Below are 18,235 nucleotides of genomic sequence, written 5' to 3'. Positions count from 1 at the left end.
CGCCAATGAGGTATCACGAGGCGAAGAAGGCAATAAGTAGCGGAGTGAGCAGGCTAAGAATAAAGCCGTGAACGATCGCGGCAGGAACAATTTCGACGCCGCCGCTGCGCTGTAAAACCGGCAGCGTAAAGTCCATAGAAGTGGCTCCGCACAGGCCAAGCGCCGTCGAGCGGCTGCGGCGTACCAGACCCGGGATCAGCATTATTGCCAGCAACTCTCGCACCAGATCGTTAAAGAAGGTGGCGCTGCCGATAACCGGCCCGTAAGACTCGGTCATCAGGATGCCCGAAAGAGAATACCAGCCGAAGCCGGAGGACATCGCCAGCCCGGTTTTGATCGGCAGGCCGAGGATCAGGGCGTTAATCGCGCCGCCAACCAGCGAGCTGAGCACCACCACAATAGCAACAATCATCCCGCGCCGGTTGAGAACGATTTGCTTAAAGGTCATGCCGCTGTTTCTGAGCTGGATACCCACCAACAGCAGGAGGAAGATGAGCGTGTATTCGCTGGCTTCGGTGGCGTATTTAAGCAGTTCGAACCCGGTCAGACCCAGCAGAAAACCCAGCGCTACCACGCCGCACAGCTGCAAGGACTCCAGCGCCATTGCGAGGCGAGAAGGTAATTTTTCCTGCTTATGCTGGTGGTGCCACGGCAGCGAGCGCTCAAGCAGCAGCAGCCCGGCGGCGTTACACAGCAGAATGACCACCACGCTGATTGCCGAATAGTGCAGAATAGTCAACAGGTTGCTCGCCAGGTTATCGAGAAAAGCGAGGCTGATGCCCATAAAAAACAGGATCACATAAACAATCCAGCTGAGCAGGCGGTTGATAAGCCTTAACAGGCTGGTTTGTTTGAGCGGAATGAGGTAACCGACGATCAGCGGCACCAGGATAATTAATAATCCCGAAAACATGAGGGCGACAATCCTTGCAGGTAAAATGTAACGGCTAATGTCACACTACCGAAAGAAATGAAGCGAGTAAAGGTGAAGAAAAAGAGGGGGTTGGCGAAGCAGCAGGGAAAATATCAGGCTCGCCTGAGCGAGCCTGAATAAAACGTTAGCTACGTTTTTCCAGCAGGGTGCGGTAAATAACCCCGCCGAGGATCCCACCGATAATTGGCATGACCCAGAATAGCCACAGCTGATCCAGCGCCCATCCGCCCTGGAAAATAGCCACAGCGGTGCTACGAGCCGGGTTAACGGAGGTATTAGTTACCGGAATGCTAATCAGGTGGATTAAAGTCAGCGCCAGGCCAATAGCAATTGGCGCAAAGCCCGGAGCGGCAAATTTGTCGGTCGCACCGTGGATGACAATTAAGAAGCCGCAGGTTAATACGATTTCAATAACAATTGCCGACAGCATGGAGAAACCGCCAGGTGAATGCTCGCCGTAGCCGTTGGAAGCAAAACCGCTGGCAGCTGCATCGAAACCAGCTTTACCGCTGGCGATTAAATAAAGCACACCCGCAGCAACAATACCGCCGATTACCTGAGCAATGATGTAGCCAATAATGTCTTTGGCCGGGAAGCGGCCGCCGGCCCACAGGCCGAGGGTAACTGCCGGGTTAAAATGGCCGCCGGATATATGGCCAACCGCAAATGCCATAGTGAGAACGGTTAAACCGAAGGCCAGCGCAACGCCGGCAAAACCAATCCCTAATTCCGGGAATGCTGCCGCTAATACTGCGCTACCGCAGCCACCAAATACCAGCCAAAACGTTCCGAAGAACTCGGCCGCTAATTTTCTGAACATAACCACCTCTGCTAAAAATCCACGAATAATCTGCGTTAGTGCAGTTACCGCTAATTCACCGTCATTAAGTGAATGACGAAAGTAATATTAAATGCGCGCTAATATTAGGTATTTCGTCAATTCGCCACCAGCACAATAAATTCAATTAATTTGATTTAGGGCAATGAGGTGTTATTCCTTTTATGAGGGTGGGTGTCAGAAGTATAGATTATCTTTGAATGAAGTAAGAATAATCCTGATAAGGAAAATAAATTCTCGTGAAGAAAGAAACAGCCTGCTGCCAGGTCCGGCAGTTTAGCCTTGTAACGCTTTGACATTGTGCGGTTACATTGGCATCGCGCTTGCCGCTATACTCGGAAAGGACGATGGAATTTAAGCTGCTGGCACAGGAGGGAATATGTTTCTCGAGCGGGTAGAGATTGTTGGCTTTCGCGGTATTAACCGGCTGTCGTTAATGCTTGAGCAAAACAACGTGCTGATTGGCGAGAATGCCTGGGGTAAGTCGAGCCTGCTGGATGCTCTGACGCTGCTGCTTTCCCCACATCGCGAGCTGTATCATTTTGTACGTGAAGACTTTTATTTTCCGCCCGGCGATATGCACGGCCGCGAGAGCCATCTGCATATCATCCTTACTTTCCGCGAGGCGGCTTCCGGCCACCACTTAGGGCGACGCTATCGCAACCTTGCTCCCGTTTGGGTTGCTGGCAATGACGGGTTCCACCGTATCCATTATCGCCTTGAGGGCGAGCTGGATGAAGAGAATACCGTGCTGACGCTGCGTAGCTTCCTCAATGCAAACGGTCAGCCGCTGGAGCTGGAACAAATCGACGACCTGGCGCTGCATATCACCCGGCTTAACCCGGTATTGCGGCTGCGGGATGCCCGCTTTATGCGGCGTTTGCGTAACGGCAGCATGCCCGAAATGCCGGAAACGGAGCTGACGGCGCGACAGCTGGATTTCCTCGCCCGCGAGCTGGTATCGCGCCCGCAAAACCTTACTGATTCCCAGCTGCGCCAGGGGCTTTCCGCGATGGTGCAGTTGCTGGAGCATTATTTCTCCGAGCAGGGCGCCGTTGCCCATCAGCGGCTCATTCGGCGACGCTCCCACGACGAGCAAAGGAGCTGGCGCTATCTCGACGTGATTAACCGTATGATCGACAAGCCCGGCAGCCGCTCGCACCGGATGATTCTGTTGGGGATGTTTTCTACTCTATTGCAGGCGAAGGGGAGCGTGGCGCTGGATCGTGATGCCAGGCCGCTGCTGCTGGTGGAAGATCCTGAAACGCGCCTGCACCCGATTATGCTCTCGGTGGCCTGGCATCTGCTGAATTTGCTGCCGCTGCAAAAAATCACCACCACCAATTCAGGCGAATTGCTTTCTCTTACGCCGGTAGAGCAGGTTTGCCGCCTGGTGCGCGAGTCCTCTAAAGTCGCTGCGTGGCGGCTTGGACCGGGAGGCATGAGCGCCGAAGACGGCCGACGCATTGCGTTTCATATCCGCTTTAACCGGGCTTCTTCGCTGTTTGCCCGCTGCTGGCTGCTGGTTGAAGGAGAAACGGAAGTCTGGGTGATGAACGAGCTGGCACGTCAGTGCGGGCACCATTTTGATGCCGAAGGGGTGAAGGTGATTGAATTTGCCCAGTCGGGGCTGAAGCCGCTGATCAAATTTGCCCGCCGCATGGGAATCGAGTGGCATGTGCTGGTGGACGGCGACGAAGCGGGTAAAAAATATGCCGCGACGGTGCGAGGGATACTGGACAACGACCGTGACCAGGAGCGGGATCATCTTACCGCGCTACCGGCGCTGGATATGGAGCACTTTATGTACCGTCAGGGCTTTTCCGATGTTTTTCATCGCGTAGCGCAATTGCCCGAAAACGTGCCAATGAACCTGCGCCGGGTGATAACCAAAGCGATTCATCGTTCGTCGAAACCGGATCTGGCCATTGAGGTTGCTATGGAGGCCGGGCGCAGAGGCGTGGATGCTGTGCCGCCCCTGCTGAGAAAAATGTTTTCCCGGGTACTTTGGCTGGCTCGCGGCCGGGCGGATTAACATCCCGGCCTGCTGAGCTGGTTTAGAAGTGAGAGTTGATGCTGCTCATCATGCCGTCCAGCAGCTCGTAGCGGCGGCGGTATTCCGCACGTTTTTTACTCGCAATGTCTTCCAGCGGCTTACGTTCCACTTTAGACGGCAGGGCAAACAGGCCGTCAGGGCGGAGTTCGCCGCTCATAGACAGCCAGAAACTGTCATAGTCGGCGTGTAAGCTGTCTTTTTTCTTTTTCTCATAGCGCCATGAGCGATAGATATGGGTGCTGTTACTCACCGCCAGGAGGCGCTCTGCATCGAGAAGTTTGGCCAGCTCGCAGGCAACTTCGAGCAGCATGCGTTTTGGGAACAGGCCGTGGCAGGCCTTGGTAGCGGCCTGAATGGCTTCGTGCGGAACCCAGGGTTTTGCCCCCTGCAGGCAGCCGATGAACAGCGTGTTTTTGCCTTCGAACTGGTTAAGGGTGAAGGTCATTCTCGCCAGCGGAACCCCGTCTTCATTACAGAAGTTGAGGAAAGACTCGCCTTCCTTGCCTTCCAGGTCATGGGAACTGAGATCGACAAACATCAGCTCGTTGTTTTTACCCACCAGGGTCGCCAGGCGATATCCTTCTGTCGAGAAGTGGCCGTTAAGCAATTTTTTCGGCATCTTCTCGTTAATTTTCTGGTAGTGGTAACCGATAGTATCGCGCGTATCCTTGCGGTTAAGGGGCAGCGCAATGTAAGGGCGATGCAGGCGGCAAGGCAGACCCTGCTGGGCTTTCAGCATGCTGGCCAGATGCGGCTGGCGGGCGAGGGTATTCATCAGGCTGATGGTATGCAGCGGCATCACCAGCGAGCGTAAAATAAACTTGCGGCGATAAGCCTTTTTGCCCCAGGATGCACCCGGCTGCCACTCTCCCGTTGCTAACGAAAGGAAGAGTTTCCAGCCAGTCTGTGGCAGGGTTTCGGTGACATGAGCGGCAGCAATCTGGGACATAATAAAAACCTGAATTCAACTAAGATGGCGTTATTTCACCACGTCGGATGTCAACCGATATTCAATCACTGTTACACTTCTTCACATTGTGCAGTTTGTTTAAGAATTGTTTAACCAAGCGTTAGCTATTTCAGGATTCATATGAAAATTAAGGGAAATTTCAAAAAGCGTTACTGGATTTATGCGCTGCTGCTGGTGATATTTTTCCTCTGGCTTTGGCAGTTTTTGCACGCACCGACTCCCCAGTACCAGACCATGATCGTGCGTAAAGGCTCGCTACAGCAAAGCGTACTGGCTACCGGGAAACTGGATGCGGTGCGCAAAGTAGATGTGGGCGCGCAGGTGAGCGGGCAGTTGAAAACGCTGTCGGTCAGCATTGGCGATAAAGTGAAAAAAGATCAGCTTCTCGGGGTTATCGATCCTGAGCAGGCGGAAAACCAGATAAAAGAAGTTGAGGCGACGCTAATGGAGTTGCGCGCTCAGCGTTTGCAAGCGGAAGCCGAAAGCAAGCTTGCCGCCGTCACGCTTTCGCGTCAGCAGGCGCTGGCTAAGAGCCTGGCCGTGTCGCGCCAGGACCTGGATAAAGCCGCGACCGATCTGGCGGTTAAACAGGCGCAAATTGGCACTATTGATGCACAAATCAAGCGCAATCAGGCTTCATTAAGCACCGCAAAAACCAATCTCGACTTTACCCGCATCGTGGCTCCGATGGCCGGAGAGGTCACGCAGATAACCACGCTCCAGGGGCAGACCGTTATTGCCGCGCAGCAGGCGCCGAATATTCTGACGTTGGCCGACCTCGGGACCATGCTGGTGAAGGCCCAGGTTTCAGAAGCGGACGTTATCCACCTGAAGCCGGGGCTGAAAGCCTGGTTTACCGTGCTTGGCGATCCAATGGTGCGCTATGAAGGCGTACTGAAGGATATTCTGCCGACGCCGGATAAGGTCAATGAGGCTATTTTCTACAATGCACGCTTTGAGGTGCCGAACCCGAAAGGCATTCTGCGTCTGGATATGACTGCCCAGGTTCATATACAGCTTGGCGGCGTGAAGGACGTGCTGACTATTCCTCTGGCGGCGCTGGGTGAGCCGATTGGCGACAATCGCTACAACATCACGGTGCTGCGTAACGGCGAAACCAAAGAGCGCGAAGTGACCATCGGCATGCGTAACGACACCCAGGTGCAGGTGGTTAACGGGCTTGAAGAAGGCGAAGAGGTGGTGATTGGTCGCTCCGGCACCGGGAGCAACAAATGACCGCGCTGCTTGAGCTAAAAGATATTCGCCGCAGCTACCCCTCGGGCGAAGAACAGATCGAAGTGCTGAAGGGCGTCAGCCTGACGATTGAGGCCGGGGAGATGGTGGCGATTGTCGGCGCTTCCGGCTCCGGTAAGTCAACGCTGATGAATATTCTTGGCTGCCTGGATAAGCCCAGCAGCGGCAGCTATAAAGTTGCCGGTGTGGACGTCGCCGGGCTGGACAGCGATGCGCTGGCGACCCTGCGCCGCGAACATTTCGGCTTCATTTTTCAGCGTTACCATTTGCTCTCTCACCTTAATGCTTCCCAAAACGTTGAGGTGCCTGCGGTATACGCCGGAACAACGCGCGTTCAGCGTCAGCAACGTGCTCATGACCTGCTGGAGCGGCTTGGCCTGAAGGAGCGCGTTGAGTATTTGCCTTCTCAGCTTTCGGGCGGGCAGCAGCAGCGCGTCAGTATCGCTCGTGCGCTGATGAACGGTGGGCAGGTCATTCTGGCGGATGAGCCAACCGGCGCGCTGGACACACATTCCGGTGAAGAGGTAATGGCGACGCTGAAGCAGCTACGCGAGCGGGGGCATACGGTGATTATCGTTACCCACGACCCTTCTGTTGCCGCCCAGGCCCAGCGGATTATTGAAATTCGCGACGGCGAAATTATTAGCAATCCTCCACCCATTGACCAGCCCGCGGCGCTCAAGGTTGAGAATCCGGCGCTGCGTAACGGCTCTTCGGTTCAGCAGGCCATCAGCAGCTTCCGCGAAGCGCTAAGCATGGCGTGGCTGGCGATGGCCGCCAATAAAATGCGGACTCTACTGACGATGCTCGGCATTATCATCGGCATCGCCTCGGTGGTTTCCATCGTCGTGGTCGGCGATGCGGCCAAGCAGATGGTGCTGGAGGACATACGCTCTATCGGCACCAACACCATTGACGTCTACCCCGGTAAGGATTTCGGCGATGACGATCCGCAGTTCCAGCAGGCGCTCAAGTATGACGATCTGGCGGCTATTCGCCAGCAGCCGTGGGTGAGTTCCGCCACGCCGTCCATCTCGAGCAATTTGCGCCTGCGCTATGGCAACGTGGATGCCGCCGCCAGCGTGAACGGCGTGAGCGGTGACTATTTTAATGTCTACGGCATGGTGATGAGCCAGGGCGCAAGCTTTAACGACGAGCAGATGGCCGGACGGGCGCAGGTAGTGGTGCTGGACGCTAATAGCAAGCGGCAGCTGTTCCCGAATAAAAGCAACGTGGTCGGCGAAGTGGTGCTGGTTGGTAATATGCCGGCGACGGTAATTGGCGTGGCCGAAGAGAAGCAGTCGATGTTCGGCAGCAGCAAAGTATTACGCGTGTGGCTGCCTTACAACACCATGGCCGGGCGAGTGATGGGGCAAAGCTGGCTGAACTCCGTTACCGTGCGGGTGAAAGAAGGATATTCCAGCCATGAAGCTGAGCAGCAGCTAAATCGGCTGCTGTTGCTGCGTCACGGCAAGAAGGATTTTTTCACCTACAACATGGACGGGCTGTTGAAAACGGCGGAAAAGACCACACGTACTCTTCAGATGTTCCTGACGCTGGTCGCGGTTATTTCGCTGCTGGTGGGGGGAATAGGCGTGATGAATATCATGCTGGTGTCCGTTACCGAGCGAACCAAAGAGATTGGTATCCGTATGGCCGTCGGGGCCAGGGCGAGCGATGTACTGCAACAGTTTTTAATTGAGGCGGTGCTGGTTTGCCTGGTGGGCGGTGCGCTGGGGATCTCCCTGTCGCTGCTGATAGCCTTTACGCTTCAGATGGTGCTCCCAGGCTGGCAGATAGGTTTCTCGCCGGTTGCGCTGCTGACGGCTTTTGGTTGTTCCACCGCCACGGGCGTGTTGTTTGGCTGGTTGCCCGCGAGAAATGCGGCGCGGCTGAACCCTATCGATGCTTTAGCTCGTGAATAGTCCGCGGCGGCAAAATAAAAATGCCAGCCTTACGGGCTGGCATTTTATCTGCGGGATGTACACAATTACTCAAGGGGTTACGCGACCGCTTCCGCTTCGGCTTCCTGAGGAAGGATCAGGCTGGCATGATTGCCTTTAGGTCCCTGATGTACATCAAACCTGACAACTTGCCCGGCTTTAAGCGTTCTGTATCCGTCCATCTGAATGGTGGAGTAGTGAGCGAAGATATCTTCGCCGCCGCCTTCGGGGCAGATGAAGCCGAACCCTTTGGCGTTATTGAACCATTTAACAGTACCCGTCTCCATGCTTCGACATCCTTCGTAACTCTAATAGTGAGATGGAATCAACCGGTGGGTAAGGGCGGGCTGTTCAAAACCTCGCCAACTCACCCCGCTACAATGTAGATATTTTAAACACTGCGTCAAGCGTCGGGCGGGGTAGGGACGGTAACAATGAGTCAAAAATTTGAAGCAGTTAACGCTATTTTCATTAATGTGACGTGGCTCGCGAGCGGCGGGAAATGGCAGCAACCAATACCAGGGAATGCGTTTGCTAAAAACGTATTACACTCAATCTAAGGCCTGGCCTGACGGTGCGTTGGGCTTTAACAAACGATGATAAATCGCAATGGGTAAGACGAACGACTGGTTGGACTTTGACCAAATGGCAGCGGATAAACTGCGCGAAACGCTAAAACCGCCATCCATGTATAAAGTTATACTGATGAACGATGACTACACGCCAATGGAATTTGTTATTGACGTACTGCAAAAGTTCTTTTCTTATGATGTTGAACGTGCCACGCAATTGATGCTCACGGTTCACTATCAGGGCAAAGCTATCTGTGGCATCTTTACCGCAGAGGTAGCGGAAACCAAAGTAGCGTTGGTGAACCAGTATGCAAGGGAGAACGAGTACCCGTTGCTGTGTACGCTAGAAAAAGCCTGACCAGGCCAATAATTTGGGGGAGGTGCCTATGCTCAATCAAGAACTGGAACTCAGTTTAAACATGGCTTTCGCCAGAGCGCGCGAGCACCGACATGAGTTTATGACCGTCGAGCATCTGTTACTGGCGTTGCTCAGTAACCCATCTGCCCGCGAAGCGCTGGAAGCGTGTTCTGTGGATATGGTGGCGCTGCGACAGGAACTCGAAGCCTTCATCGAACAAACTACACCGGTCCTGCCGGCAAGTGTTGAAGAGCGCGACACTCAGCCGACGCTTAGCTTCCAGCGCGTGCTGCAAAGAGCGGTGTTCCACGTACAGTCCTCCGGGCGCAGTGAAGTCACCGGCGCCAACGTGCTGGTCGCTATCTTTAGCGAACAGGAATCCCAGGCGGCCTATCTGCTGCGCAAACATGAAGTCAGCCGCCTCGACGTGGTTAATTTCATCTCTCACGGCACGCGTAAAGACGAACCAAATCAGTCATCGGGTTCTGAAAATCCGGTCAACGAAGAGCAAGCAGGCGGGGAGGAACGTATGGAAAACTTCACCACCAATCTTAACCAGCTTGCGCGCGTTGGCGGAATTGATCCGCTGATTGGCCGTGATAAAGAGCTGGAGCGTGCCATCCAGGTTCTATGCCGTCGCCGTAAAAACAACCCGCTGCTAGTGGGTGAGTCCGGCGTGGGCAAGACCGCCATCGCCGAAGGGCTGGCGTGGCGTATTGTGCAGGGCGATGTGCCGGAAGTGATGGCCGACTGCACCATTTACTCTCTGGACATTGGCTCACTGCTGGCCGGAACCAAATACCGCGGTGATTTTGAAAAACGCTTCAAGGCGCTGCTGAAACAGCTCGAGCAGGATAAAAACAGCATTCTGTTTATCGATGAAATTCATACCATCATCGGCGCAGGTGCCGCGTCCGGCGGGCAGGTTGATGCTGCGAACCTGATTAAGCCGCTGCTCTCCGGCGGTAAAATTCGAGTTATCGGCTCAACGACTTATCAGGAATTCAGCAATATCTTCGAAAAAGACCGCGCCCTGGCGCGCCGTTTCCAGAAGATTGATATTACTGAGCCAAGCGTCGAAGAGACCGTGCAGATAATCAACGGCCTGAAGACCAAATACGAAGCTCACCACGATGTGCGCTATACCGCGAAGGCCATTCGCGCGGCGGTTGAGCTGGCGGTGAAATACATTAACGACAGGCATCTGCCGGATAAAGCGATAGATGTTATTGACGAAGCCGGGGCGCGTAGCCGCCTGATGCCGGTGAGCAAACGCAAGAAAACCGTCAACGTTGCGGATATCGAAACCGTGGTAGCGCGCATTGCCCGCATCCCAGAGAAAAGCGTCTCGGCGAGCGATCGTGATACGCTGAAAAGCCTTGGCGACCGCCTGAAAATGCTGGTGTTCGGCCAGGATAAGGCGATTGAAGCGCTGACCGAAGCCATCAAAATGAGCCGTGCCGGTTTGGGGCAGGATCATAAGCCTGTCGGTTCCTTCCTGTTTGCCGGGCCAACCGGGGTCGGGAAAACCGAGGTAACGGTTCAGCTTGCGAAGTCGCTCGGCATCGAACTGCTGCGGTTTGATATGTCCGAGTATATGGAACGCCACACCGTAAGCCGCCTGATTGGTGCGCCTCCGGGCTATGTGGGCTTCGATCAGGGCGGGCTGCTGACCGACGCGGTGATTAAACATCCGCACGCGGTGCTGCTGCTCGATGAGATTGAAAAAGCGCACCCGGACGTCTTTAACCTGCTGTTGCAGGTCATGGACAACGGCACGCTGACCGATAACAACGGCCGCAAAGCGGACTTCCGTAACGTGATTCTGGTTATGACTACTAACGCCGGGGTGCGTGAAACCGAGCGTAAATCCATCGGGCTTATCCGTCAGGACAACAGCACCGATGCGATGGAAGAGATCAAGAAGATCTTTACGCCGGAATTCCGCAACCGTCTCGACAATATTATCTGGTTCAACCACCTCTCTACGGAGGTTATTCATCAGGTGGTCGACAAGTTTATCGTCGAGCTTCAGGTGCAATTGGATCAGAAAGGCGTGTCGCTGGAAGTTAGCCAGGAAGCGCGCGACTGGCTGGCAGATAAGGGTTATGACCGTGCGATGGGCGCTCGCCCAATGGCCCGCGTCATTCAGGACAGCCTGAAAAAACCGCTCGCCAACGAACTGCTGTTTGGCAGCCTTGTTGACGGTGGGCAGGTGACCGTTGCGCTGGATAAAGAGCTGCAGCAGCTGACCTTTAATTTCGCCAGTGCCCAGAAGCACAAGCCGGAGGCGGCGCACTAAGCGCCGTTTTACGGGCATAAAAAAGGCCGGGCAATGCCCGGCCTTTCTATTATTCACATATTCACACTCAACGCCGCCTGCTTTCAGGCCGCGGAATAAAAACTATCAACGGCTACGGAAGACAATGCGGCCTTTGCTCAGGTCGTACGGGGTCAACTCAACGGTGACTTTGTCGCCCGTCAGAATGCGGATATAGTTTTTACGCATTTTACCGGAGATATGAGCGGTTACCACGTGCCCGTTTTCCAGCTCAACGCGGAACATGGTGTTAGGTAACGTATCCAGTACGGTACCCTGCATTTCAATATTGTCTTCTTTGGCCATCTAATCCTCTGGGGTATCACTACCGTAGTTTGAACCGGCAAGATAATGCCGAAGTTCGCTTATCATGTAAAGAATTGTTGGTGAAATCACCAGTGAAAGTGCATTTTGCTTATTACCCGCCCGCTCCCTGCTTGTCGCACGGCGACGTCTGCGATGTAGTGCGCGAAGAGATAAACGGTGGGGCATTCCCTTGAACAATAAATCCCAAACGAGGCGGGGTAGCAGGCAAAAGCCACTTTGCGGCGCTAATTATAACACCCTCACATAAAATGTGCCGTAAACATTATTCACCGAGTTTTTGGGGAACCCAGCAGTGGCTGCTCAAATGTTGAGGGCGTAATTCAGCCAGCGCCTGAAGATAGTCCCGGCGCGGTATCTCCTGCACGCCAAGCGAAGCAGTGTGCTCGTTAAGTACCTGGCAATCAATAAGTTTCCCGCCGTGGCGCAGGAAATGCTGGCAGAAGACCAGCAGGGCGGTTTTAGACGCATTAACCCGACGGCTGAACATCGATTCGCCACAAAACAGCGCGCCCTGAGCGACGCCGTACATGCCGCCAACCAGCTCGCCGCTTTCCCAGACCTCAATAGAGTGGGCATGCCCAAGTTCGTGCAGGCGCAGATAGGCTTCTACAATTTCGGCGGTGATCCAGGTTCCTTCACTTCTGTCGCTCGCACAGCCGTAAAGTACGCGCTCAAAAGCGTGGTTGAGCGTGACGGAATAAGGCGAGGTGCGATGAAAGCGTTTCATGCTGCGGCTGAGATGAAACTGCTCCGGGTACAGTACGGCGCGAGGATCCGGTGACCACCATAGAATAGGATCGCCGGGAGAGAACCACGGGAAAATGCCGCGCTGATAGGCCATTAAAAGGCGTGCTGGGCCGAGATCGCCCCCCAGCGCCAATAAGCCATTGGGTTCACGTAACGCCCCTTCCGGCGAGGGAAAGGCAATCGAGTCACGAGACAGCTGCACCAGGCGCATGACGAACAACTCCAGGCGAATAATAAATTGATAATAGTCTATGTATAACGCTTACAGGCGCTGGTGGAATTGATAATAACGCCCGCCGGACGCCATCAATTCGGCGTGACTACCTTGCTCAATAATTTGCCCGTTGTCCATCACAATTATGCTGTCAAAAGCGTTCAAACCGCGTAACCGGTGGGTCACCATAAGAACGGTTTTGTTTTTTGTCACTTCAGCCAGTAAATCAAGGATTTGCCGTTCGGTTTCGGCATCAAGACCTTCGGTTGGCTCATCCAGCAACATCAGCGGTGCATTATGCAGAATTGCTCGCGCAATCGCCATGCGGCGTAGCTCGCCGCCGGACAGCTGCCGGCCGCCTTCACCCAGCCAGCTATTCAGCCCGCCATCTTCCAGTAATTTGCCCAAACCTACCTGCTGGAGTGCGGCGCTCAGCTGCTCATCGCTCGCGTCCGGGGAAGCCAGCAGCAGATTATCACGCAGCGTAGCGCTGAACAGATGGACTCGCTGTGGAACGACGCTGGTAGCCGCCCGCAGGCTGGCTTCGTCGAATTCTTTGATAGCGATACCGTTAAGCCAGATCTCACCCTGCTGTGCATCCCACGCGCGGGTAAGCAGCTGTAGAAGGGTCGATTTCCCGCAGCCGGTGCGGCCCAGAATAGCCAGGCGCTGCCCCGCCTGTACGAATAAGGAAACGTCTTTCAGCGCCGTTTGTACCTGGCCTGGATAAGTGAAGCTAAGGCCGCTGATTTCCAGCGCTACCCGGGTTTGTACCTGCTGCTGAGCTGCCGGGAATACGACTTCCGGAGCCTGGCTGGTGATTTGAGTTACGCGCAGCGCCGAGGCGATAACCTGCCCGAGATGTTGAAAAGCGCCGGTAACCGGTGCCATGGCTTCAAATGCCGCCAGGGCACAAAACACAAACAGGGCGATAAGCGCTCCCGGCGACTGGCTTTCACCCACGCCCGCAGAGGCCATCCACAGCATGGCGATCACCGCTACGCCGCTAATCAGCAACATTACCGCCTGAGACAGCGCGGTGAGGCCTGCCTGGCGGCGCTGCGCTTCCTGCCAGCCGTTTTCCGTGGCGTCCAGCTGTTCGCGGGCGCGGGCGGCGGCACCAAAAATAGTGAGCTCGGCGTGACCTTGCAGCCAGGCAGTCAGCTGTTGGCGGTAATTGCCGCGCTGTGCGGTCAGGGCCTCACCGGCAGGCTTTCCTGCGCGGTAGAACAGCGGCGGAAGCAGAAACAGGGTCGCGAGCAGAATGGCGCCGAGCGTTAAGGCCAGGGTGACATCCAGGAAGCTCAGGCCAAAGGTCACCACCAGAATCACGACAAAAGCGCCGATCAAAGGAGAAATAACCCGGAGGTAAAGATGGTCGAGGGTATCGACGTCCGCCACCATGCGGTTCAGCAACTCGCCCTGGCGGAAGCGAGCCAGTCCGGCAGGGGAGAGCGGCAGCAGCTTGCTGAAAGTTGAAACACGCAGGTGCTGGAGCACGCGGAACGTGGCGTCGTGGCTGACCAGTCGCTCAAAATAGCGACCAGCGGTGCGGGTAATGGCCGCGCCGCGGACGCCCGCTGCGGGCAGCATATAGTTGAAGCTGTAAAGTCCGGCCACGCCAACCACCGCAGAGGCAGAGAGGAACCAGCCTGAAAGCGTCAACAGGCCGATACTGGCGAGCAGGGTAATAATCGCGAGAACAACGCCTAAAGACAGTAACCATTTATGGCGGCGATAAAGCGCCAGATAAGGCAGCAGGGCGCGCATTAGATTTCCTCCTGACGGTTTGCCAGTAACCCGGCGAACGGCCCATCCTGAGCGGATAGCCCGGCATAGGTTCCTTGCTGGACGATTTGCCCGTCACGCATTACCCAAATTTGATCCCAGTCGCCGATATAATCCAGCTGATGGGTGACCATCAGCGTGGTTTGCTGGCGTGAGGCTTCGGTAAGCGCTTCCATCACCCGCTGCTCGCTATGTGCGTCGAGGCTTGCCCCTGGCTCGTCAAGCAGCAATACGCCGCACGGAGCAATCAGCGCCCGGGCAACCGCCACACGCTGGGCCTGGCCCACGGATAAACGCGTTGACTGGTCACCCAGAGGGGTATCTAACCCCTGAGGCAATAACGGCAGGAATTCGCTAACAGAGGCTTTATCCAGCGCGGCTTTCAGGCGGGATTCGTCTGCACCGGGCGAGCCTAATAATACGTTGTCGCGCAGAGTGGCTGCCGGTAGCTGAGGGTTCTGGCCGACCCAGCTTAGCTGCTCACGCCACCAGTCTGGAGAAAGCTGTGCCAGTTCTACGCCGTTTATCAGCAACTGGCCCTGATAAGGCAGGAAGCCGGAAATCACGTTAAGCAGCGAGCTTTTGCCCGCGCCGCTCTGCCCAACCAGCACCACGCGCTGCCCGGCAGGTAAAGAAAAGTTCAGCGGGCCTGCCAGCACTTTGCCTTCAGCGGAAAGAATGGTCAGCTCGCGAGCTTCAATGGCAAACGGACCGCTGCCGGAGAGCTGGCCGGTGCCCTGCTCGGGATGCTGTAGCGGCGAGTTGAGGAAAGTGGTCAGCGTGTCTGCCGCGCCAACGGCCTGTGCTTTCGCGTGATAGAAAGTCCCCATATCACGCAGCGGCTGGAAAAATTCTGGAGCAAGAATCAGCGCCAGGAAACCGGCAAACAGCGTAACGCCGGTGCCGTAATGGCCGAAATTGAGTTCGCCAAGATAAGAGAAGCCGAAGTAAACCGCGACCACGGCGATAGAGAGTGAAGCAAAGAATTCCAGCACGCCGGAGGAGAGGAAAGCCATGCGTAAAACTTCCATCGTACGCTGGCGGAAGTCCTGGCTTGCTGCCCTAATGTTTTCAGTTTCCGCCGCGCCGCGGTTAAATACGCGCAGCGTTTCCATACCGCGAAGGCGATCGAGAAAGTGGCCGCTAAGACGCGCCAGTGCCTGGAAATTGCGGCGGTTGGCATCCGCAGCGCCCATACCAACCAGCGCCATAAACAGCGGGATCAGCGGAGCCGTGACGAGCAAAATCAGCGCCGCCGCCCAGTTTATCGGGAAGATGGCAATGATAATCAGCAGCGGGACCATCACCGCGAGCGACATTTGTGGGAGATAGCGCGCGTAGTAGTCGTGCATATCTTCAATTTGCTCGAGCACCAGCGTAGCCCAGCTGCCGACGGGTTTACCCTGAATCCACGCAGGCCCGGCCTGATGGAGCCGGTCGAGGACCTGGCGACGGATTTCCTGGCGAATATGCAGCCCGGCATGGAACCCCACCTTTTCCCGCAGCCAGACTATCCAGGCGCGCAGAATGAACACCAGCACCAGCAGAATAAACGGTATCAGCAGCGCTTCACGCGGAATATTCTCCATGATCATATGCTGCAAAATGCGGGCAAGTACCCAGGCCTGGGCGACAATCAATAAGCCGCTTATCAGGCCAAGCAGGCGTGAGAGCCCAAGCCAGCGGCGAGAGATAAAGCTTTGCTGCTTTAGCCAGAGGCTAAGTTCTTGTTCACGGGTTTTATTCATTGCGCGCCAGATGCTGGTAGAAGGAGGAATTCTCAGGCAATTTTGACTGGCAATGTTACATGGCAGGAAGAAGAAAGGCGACCAGTCAGGCCGCCTTTTTTAACATCTTTAAACTATTTACTCTGTTCGGCTAAACCGTCGAGGTAGCGTTCTGCGTCCAGCGCGGCCATACAGCCGGTGCCGGCGGAGGTGATAGCCTGGCGGTAAATATGGTCCATAACGTCACCGGCGGCGAATACGCCAGGGATGCTGGTTTGGGTCGCGTTACCGTGGATGCCGGACTGAACTTTAATATAGCCGTTTTCCAGTTCCAGCTGGCCGTTGAAGATAGCGGTGTTTGGGCTGTGGCCGATAGCCACAAACAGGCCGGCCACTTCCAGCTCTTCAACAATATCGGTGTTTTGCGTGTCGCGCAGGCGCAGGCCGCTCACGCCCATCTGATCGCCTGTTACTTCTTCCAGCGTGCGGTGGGTGTGCAGCACGATATTGCCGTTTTCCACTTTATCCATCAGACGTTTGATCAGGATTTTCTCGGCACGGAAGCTATCGCGGCGGTGAATCAGGTGGACTTCGGAGGCAATGTTGGCCAGGTACAGCGCTTCTTCAACCGCCGTGTTGCCGCCGCCGATAACCGCGACTTTCTGGTTGCGGTAGAAGAAACCGTCGCAGGTTGCGCAGGCGGAAACGCCGCGGCCTTTGAACGCCTCTTCGGATGGCAGCCCCAGGTAGCGAGCGGAGGCTCCGGTGGCAACGATCAGCGCGTCGCAGGTGTATTCCCCGCTGTCGCCTACCAGGCGGAACGGACGGTTCTGCAAATCAACGCTGGTGATGTGGTCGAAGAGAATTTCGGTTTCAAACTTGGCCGCGTGCTCGTGCATACGTTCCATCAGCAGCGGACCGGTCAGGTCGTTAGGATCGCCAGGCCAGTTTTCGACTTCGGTGGTGGTGGTCAGCTGACCGCCTTTTTCCATTCCGGTAATCAGAACCGGTTTTAAGTTGGCGCGTGCAGCGTAGACCGCCGCGGTATAGCCCGCAGGGCCGGAGCCAAGAATAAGCAGCTTACTGTGTTTAGCTGTGCCCATGAGATCCTCATTGAACGTTTACTGACAATGAGGCTGATTGTAGGGAATTCGCTGCGTTAAAAAAAGAGTGCAGCGATGTTGTTAACGATGTGTGTCATCGTCGTTGCCTATAAGCGTAATGAATATGACCCACAGACTGCATAAAAAATCATTGTAATGCAGGGATAATCACGGGGCGAAAATGATGAATAATCATCAGCCAGAAGGAATATCTGGCACGTTCCACTAAAAATAGATGTTTTGCTTTGACAATCCCCTAAGCATTTGCGAAAACATTCGAGGAAGAAAAACATTTAGTGTTGAGCAAGCCTCATGCTTTTGCACAACCTGATGCAAATTTACCGAGTTATTGAAATTTACGCATAACGTGGACAGACGTTATACGTGATGTCGATAGTGGCCGTAAGGCATCGGTCTTCTCACGTACACCCTGAACAGTGACGTCATCAGGGTTATGGCAGGTGAAGGAAGGAATAGAGAGAGACTATAATAATGGTAGATAGCAAGAAGCGCCCGGGCAAAGATCTCGACCGTATCGATCGCAACATTCTCAACGAATTGCAAAAGGATGGGCGCATTTCTAACGTTGAGCTTTCCAAGCGTGTTGGGCTTTCGCCGACGCCGTGCCTTGAGCGCGTACGTCGTCTGGAACGTCAGGGTTTTATTCAGGGCTATACGGCGCTGTTGAACCCGCATTATCTGGATGCCTCATTACTGGTATTTGTTGAGATTACTCTGAATCGTGGCGCACCAGATGTGTTTGAGCAATTTAACGCCGCAGTGCAAAAACTTGAAGAAATTCAAGAGTGTCACCTCGTATCCGGTGATTTCGACTACCTGTTGAAAACACGCGTACCGGATATGTCGGCGTACCGTAAACTCTTAGGCGAGACCCTGCTGCGTCTGCCGGGCGTTAACGACACCCGTACTTATGTGGTCATGGAAGAGGTCAAACAGAGTAATCGTTTGGTCATTAAGACCCGTTAATACGGGCCAGGTGCAAAATTGGCGTATTTTGGTTACACTCCTGGGAATCCATACAGCAACAGTTCCGGTTAGCGCCGGTGCTGTTGTCTCCATTGCG

At 55.0% G+C, this 18,235-nt stretch carries 15 protein-coding genes; 6 read left to right on the top strand and 9 right to left on the bottom strand.

What is annotated here, in order from left to right; genetic code table 11:
* Nucleotides 1-13: 13 nt before the first annotated feature.
* Together FOC35_RS01660 and aqpZ are read right to left on the bottom strand one after the other, a co-directional pair.
* Nucleotides 14-913 carry a lysine exporter LysO family protein gene (locus FOC35_RS01660; RefSeq protein ID WP_172567953.1) on the bottom strand — a complete coding sequence of 300 codons (900 nt, stop codon included), beginning with the start codon at nt 911-913 and terminating at the stop codon, nt 14-16.
* A gap of 145 nt (nt 914-1,058) precedes the next feature.
* Nucleotides 1,059-1,754 carry an aquaporin Z gene (gene aqpZ, locus FOC35_RS01655; RefSeq protein ID WP_172567952.1) on the bottom strand — a complete coding sequence of 232 codons (696 nt, stop codon included), beginning with the start codon at nt 1,752-1,754 and terminating at the stop codon, nt 1,059-1,061.
* A gap of 397 nt (nt 1,755-2,151) precedes the next feature.
* On the opposite strand from aqpZ, the gene FOC35_RS01650 reads away from it, so the two are divergent.
* A complete protein-coding gene (locus tag FOC35_RS01650; protein WP_172567951.1) occupies nt 2,152-3,807 on the top strand; it encodes an ATP-dependent endonuclease in 1,656 nt (551 codons plus the stop codon).
* A 22-nt stretch (nt 3,808-3,829) separates the two neighbouring features.
* On the opposite strand, the gene FOC35_RS01645 is transcribed toward FOC35_RS01650, so the two are convergent.
* Complete coding sequence (locus FOC35_RS01645; RefSeq protein WP_016535595.1) at nt 3,830-4,777, bottom strand: VirK/YbjX family protein; 948 nt, start codon at nt 4,775-4,777, stop codon at nt 3,830-3,832.
* A 141-nt stretch (nt 4,778-4,918) separates the two neighbouring features.
* Here FOC35_RS01645 and macA point away from each other — a divergent pair, with 141 nt between their 5' ends.
* Together macA and macB are read left to right on the top strand one after the other, a co-directional pair.
* Nucleotides 4,919-6,034, top strand: coding sequence for a macrolide transporter subunit MacA (gene macA, locus FOC35_RS01640; protein WP_016535596.1), 1,116 nt, complete (start codon nt 4,919-4,921; stop codon nt 6,032-6,034).
* The gene (gene macB, locus FOC35_RS01635) at nt 6,031-7,977 is read left to right on the top strand and encodes a macrolide ABC transporter ATP-binding protein/permease MacB (protein WP_172567950.1); all 1,947 of its coding nucleotides are present in this window, start codon (nt 6,031-6,033) and stop codon (nt 7,975-7,977) included. The genes macA and macB overlap by 4 nt, the downstream gene beginning before the upstream one ends.
* Before the next feature lie 77 nt (nt 7,978-8,054).
* Here the strand turns inward: macB and cspD are convergent, their stop codons facing one another.
* Complete coding sequence (gene cspD / locus FOC35_RS01630; protein ID WP_016535598.1) at nt 8,055-8,282, bottom strand: cold shock-like protein CspD; 228 nt, start codon at nt 8,280-8,282, stop codon at nt 8,055-8,057.
* A 322-nt stretch (nt 8,283-8,604) separates the two neighbouring features.
* Between cspD and clpS the strand changes: the two genes are divergently transcribed.
* Entirely contained in the window at nt 8,605-8,925 is a 321-nt protein-coding gene (gene clpS / locus FOC35_RS01625; protein ID WP_008461103.1) for an ATP-dependent Clp protease adapter ClpS, read from the top strand.
* Nucleotides 8,926-8,953: 28 nt separating this feature from the next.
* Entirely contained in the window at nt 8,954-11,227 is a 2,274-nt protein-coding gene (clpA, locus tag FOC35_RS01620; RefSeq protein ID WP_172567949.1) for an ATP-dependent Clp protease ATP-binding subunit ClpA, read from the top strand.
* 105 nt (nt 11,228-11,332) lie between these two features.
* Here the strand turns inward: clpA and infA are convergent, their stop codons facing one another.
* From infA to trxB, 5 genes are all read right to left on the bottom strand, one after another.
* Complete coding sequence (gene infA, locus FOC35_RS01615; RefSeq protein ID WP_002211347.1) at nt 11,333-11,551, bottom strand: translation initiation factor IF-1; 219 nt, start codon at nt 11,549-11,551, stop codon at nt 11,333-11,335.
* Nucleotides 11,552-11,834: 283 nt separating this feature from the next.
* Entirely contained in the window at nt 11,835-12,530 is a 696-nt protein-coding gene (gene aat, locus FOC35_RS01610) for a leucyl/phenylalanyl-tRNA--protein transferase (protein ID WP_172567948.1), read from the bottom strand.
* Nucleotides 12,531-12,581: 51 nt separating this feature from the next.
* Nucleotides 12,582-14,303, bottom strand: coding sequence for a cysteine/glutathione ABC transporter ATP-binding protein/permease CydC (gene cydC, locus FOC35_RS01605; protein ID WP_172567947.1), 1,722 nt, complete (start codon nt 14,301-14,303; stop codon nt 12,582-12,584).
* Nucleotides 14,303-16,069, bottom strand: coding sequence for a cysteine/glutathione ABC transporter permease/ATP-binding protein CydD (gene cydD / locus FOC35_RS01600; RefSeq protein ID WP_172567946.1), 1,767 nt, complete (start codon nt 16,067-16,069; stop codon nt 14,303-14,305). The genes cydC and cydD overlap by 1 nt, the downstream gene beginning before the upstream one ends.
* Nucleotides 16,070-16,182: 113 nt before the next feature.
* Nucleotides 16,183-17,151, bottom strand: a complete 969-nt coding sequence (gene trxB / locus FOC35_RS01595) for a thioredoxin-disulfide reductase (protein ID WP_016535603.1) — start codon at nt 17,149-17,151, stop codon at nt 16,183-16,185.
* Between the two features lie 492 nt (nt 17,152-17,643).
* Between trxB and lrp the strand changes: the two genes are divergently transcribed.
* Nucleotides 17,644-18,138, top strand: a complete 495-nt coding sequence (gene lrp, locus FOC35_RS01590) for a leucine-responsive transcriptional regulator Lrp (protein WP_000228469.1) — start codon at nt 17,644-17,646, stop codon at nt 18,136-18,138.
* The last annotated feature ends 97 nt before the right edge of the window (nt 18,139-18,235 follow it).

Origin of the sequence: Cedecea sp. FDAARGOS_727, assembly GCF_012273235.1 — a bacterium.
Taxonomy (GTDB): Bacteria; Pseudomonadota; Gammaproteobacteria; order Enterobacterales; family Enterobacteriaceae; genus Cedecea; species Cedecea davisae.
This window is presented reverse-complemented; position numbering and strand designations above follow the sequence as displayed.

Coding starts and splice junctions, on each gene's coding strand:
- FOC35_RS01660 (WP_172567953.1), bottom strand. CDS start 913: ATGTTTTCGGGATTATTAATTATCCTGGTGCCGCTGATCGTCGGTTAC.
- aqpZ (WP_172567952.1), bottom strand. CDS start 1,754: ATGTTCAGAAAATTAGCGGCCGAGTTCTTCGGAACGTTTTGGCTGGTA.
- FOC35_RS01650 (WP_172567951.1), top strand. CDS start 2,152: ATGTTTCTCGAGCGGGTAGAGATTGTTGGCTTTCGCGGTATTAACCGG.
- FOC35_RS01645 (WP_016535595.1), bottom strand. CDS start 4,777: ATGTCCCAGATTGCTGCCGCTCATGTCACCGAAACCCTGCCACAGACT.
- macA (WP_016535596.1), top strand. CDS start 4,919: ATGAAAATTAAGGGAAATTTCAAAAAGCGTTACTGGATTTATGCGCTG.
- macB (WP_172567950.1), top strand. CDS start 6,031: ATGACCGCGCTGCTTGAGCTAAAAGATATTCGCCGCAGCTACCCCTCG.
- cspD (WP_016535598.1), bottom strand. CDS start 8,282: ATGGAGACGGGTACTGTTAAATGGTTCAATAACGCCAAAGGGTTCGGC.
- clpS (WP_008461103.1), top strand. CDS start 8,605: ATGGGTAAGACGAACGACTGGTTGGACTTTGACCAAATGGCAGCGGAT.
- clpA (WP_172567949.1), top strand. CDS start 8,954: ATGCTCAATCAAGAACTGGAACTCAGTTTAAACATGGCTTTCGCCAGA.
- infA (WP_002211347.1), bottom strand. CDS start 11,551: ATGGCCAAAGAAGACAATATTGAAATGCAGGGTACCGTACTGGATACG.
- aat (WP_172567948.1), bottom strand. CDS start 12,530: ATGCGCCTGGTGCAGCTGTCTCGTGACTCGATTGCCTTTCCCTCGCCG.
- cydC (WP_172567947.1), bottom strand. CDS start 14,303: ATGCGCGCCCTGCTGCCTTATCTGGCGCTTTATCGCCGCCATAAATGG.
- cydD (WP_172567946.1), bottom strand. CDS start 16,069: ATGAATAAAACCCGTGAACAAGAACTTAGCCTCTGGCTAAAGCAGCAA.
- trxB (WP_016535603.1), bottom strand. CDS start 17,151: ATGGGCACAGCTAAACACAGTAAGCTGCTTATTCTTGGCTCCGGCCCT.
- lrp (WP_000228469.1), top strand. CDS start 17,644: ATGGTAGATAGCAAGAAGCGCCCGGGCAAAGATCTCGACCGTATCGAT.